Source organism: Mycobacterium sp. UM_Kg1 (genome assembly GCF_000972925.1).
Lineage (GTDB): Bacteria > Actinomycetota > Actinomycetes > Mycobacteriales > Mycobacteriaceae > Mycobacterium > Mycobacterium hiberniae.
In genome coordinates this window covers 1-2,445 of the sequence record NZ_JRMK01000273.1, presented here as the reverse complement: position 1 = coordinate 2,445, position 2,445 = coordinate 1, and the positions used below count along the sequence as shown (strand labels likewise).

Here is a 2,445-nt window from a genome sequence, read left to right as displayed (position 1 = left end):
CGGCGGCAACGGCGGTCACGGCGGCAACGGCGGTAACGGCGGCCTCGGCGGCGCTGCGACCAACGGTGTGGTCGGTGCGAACGGCCTGGGCTCGGTGGGCGGCAGCGGCGGTAACGCCGGCACGGGCGCCGACGGTGGCCGTGGTGGTCACGGTGCCGGTGGTGGCGTGAACCCGATCGCCGGTACCGGTGGCAACGGCGGTAACGGTGGCGACATCGGTACGGCCGGGTTCGGCGGTACGGGCGGCTTCAACGCCGACGGCACCCAGCGGGCCGACGGCACCGACGGTGCGGCGGCAGCCCATGGCGGCAACGGCGGCGCCGGTGGAAACGGCGGCAACGGCGCGCTCGGTTCCGGCCAGGCCGGCGGCAAGGCCGGGAACGGCGGTAACGGCGGCAACGTCGGTAACGGCGGCGCGGGCGGTAACGGCGGTAACGGTGCGGACGGCACGACCGGCGTCACCGGCGGTGACGGCAACGGCACCAACGGCGGTTCGGGCGCTGCGGCAGGCAAGGGCGGCAACGGCGGCGCCGGTGGCTCGCTGGCCGGCGACGGCGGTGCGGGCGGTAACGGCGGTCGCGGCGGCAACGGCGGTAATGGCGGTAACGGTGCGGCCGGCGTCAGCGGCAGCAACGGCGGCAACGGCGGCAACGGCGGCAACTCGGCCAGCGGTGCGGCCGGCGGGCTCGGTGGCAACGCCGTGGCCGGCAACGCCGGCGTGGGCGGCATCGGTGGCGCGGCGGGCAACGCGGGCAACGGCGGCAACGGTGGCGTCGGCGGCGGCGGCGGTGCCAAGGCCGTGGCCGGCAACGGCGGTCAGGGTGGCGTCGGTGGCGACCGGCTCGGTGTTGCCGGTACCGGTGGCGCGGGCGGCTTCGGCCAGAGCGGTCAGGCCGACGCGGGCGCCAACGGCGCTGCGGGCAGCGGCGGCGACGGCGGCAACGGCGGTCACGGCGGTGCGGGCCAGGTTCTGGGCGACGGTTCGTCGCAGGCCGGTGGTCACGGCGGCATCGGTGGCGCGGCGGGCATCATCGGCAACGGTGGCGCGGGCGGTAACGGTGGCGCCGGCGCGGCCGGGGCCAGCGGGATCATCGACGGCAGCGGCAACGGCACCAACGGTGCTGCTGGTGGTACCGGCGGTAACGGTGCTGTGGGTGGCGCAGGTGGCACCCAGTTCGGTAACGGTGGCGCCGGTGGACGCGGTGGTAACGGCGGTGCCGGTGGTACCGGCGGTGTGGCCAACGGCATCGACGGTGCGCACGCAACGGCGGGCAGCGGCAACTCCGGTGGAGACGGCACCGACGCGGGTCTCAGCGGCAACGGTGGCGTCGGCGGCCAGGGCGGTGCGGGTGCGCTCGGCGGCACCGCCACCAACGGCGCCCAGGGCGCTGCCGGTGTCGGCGGTAAGGGCGGCGACGGCGGTGCCGGTGGTGACGCCGGCCGCGGCGGTAACGGCGGCAACGGTGCCGGCGGCGGCGTGAACAACGTCGCCGGTGACGGCGGTGCGGGTGGCCGCGGTGGCTTCGCCGGTGTCGGTGCGGCAGGCGGTAAGGGCGGCGCGGGTGCCAACGGCCTGATCGCGGCCGGCGGCGCCAATGGCGCGGCGGGCAATGTCGCCACCGGCAACGGTGGTAACGGTGGCCACGGCGGTGCGGGCGTCATGCTGGGCAGCGGCATCGCCCAGTCCGGCGGTGACGGCGGCGCCGGTGGTGGCGCCGGCGCGGTGGGCACCGGTGGCGCCGGCGGTAACGGTGGCGCCGGCGCGGCCGGCAGCAACGGAACCACCGACGGATCCGGGGCCGGTACCAACGGCGTCAACGGCGGCCACGGCGGTTCCGGTGGCGTCGGCGGTAAGGGCGGCTTGACCTCCGGTAACGGCGGCGCGGGCGGTTCCGGTGGCGCCGGTGGTATCGGCGGCAACGGCGGTCACGCGGCCAACGGCGCCAACGGCTCGAATGCGACTGCGGGCACCGGTGCGGCCGGCGGTAACGGTGGCGACGCGACCGGCCACGGCGGCAACGGCGGTGTCGGCGGTAACGGCGGTAACGGCGCTCTCGGTGGCACCGCGACCAACGGGTCCGCGGGCGCCAACGGCGTCGGCGGTGCCGGTGCCCGCGGCGGCAACGCGGGCAACGCGGGTAGCGGTGGTAACGGCGGTAACGGCGCCACGCTGACCGTGGGTAACGGAACCGTCGCTGGTGCCGGCGGTAACGGCGGTAACAGCTACAGCAACGCGGGCTCGGCCGGTATCGGCGGCACCGGCGGCTGGAACGGTGCCCACACCGCGCAGGCGGCCAACGGTGCGGTCGGCTCGGCCGGTGCCGCGGGTCACGGCGGTAACGGCGGTAACGGTGCCAACGGTGCCACCGGCAACGCCTCCAACCACGGCCAGGACGGCGGCGCCGGTGGTGCCGGCGTCCTGGCCGTGGTTGGAGGCGTTGCCGG

The 2,445-nt window shown here is 76.6% G+C and carries 1 pseudogene; it reads left to right on the top strand.

Annotated elements, in window-relative coordinates:
• Positions 1-166: 166 nt before the first annotated feature.
• A pseudogene (locus tag LI92_RS24000) lies at positions 167-2,445 on the top strand (PE family protein); the annotation flags it as partial.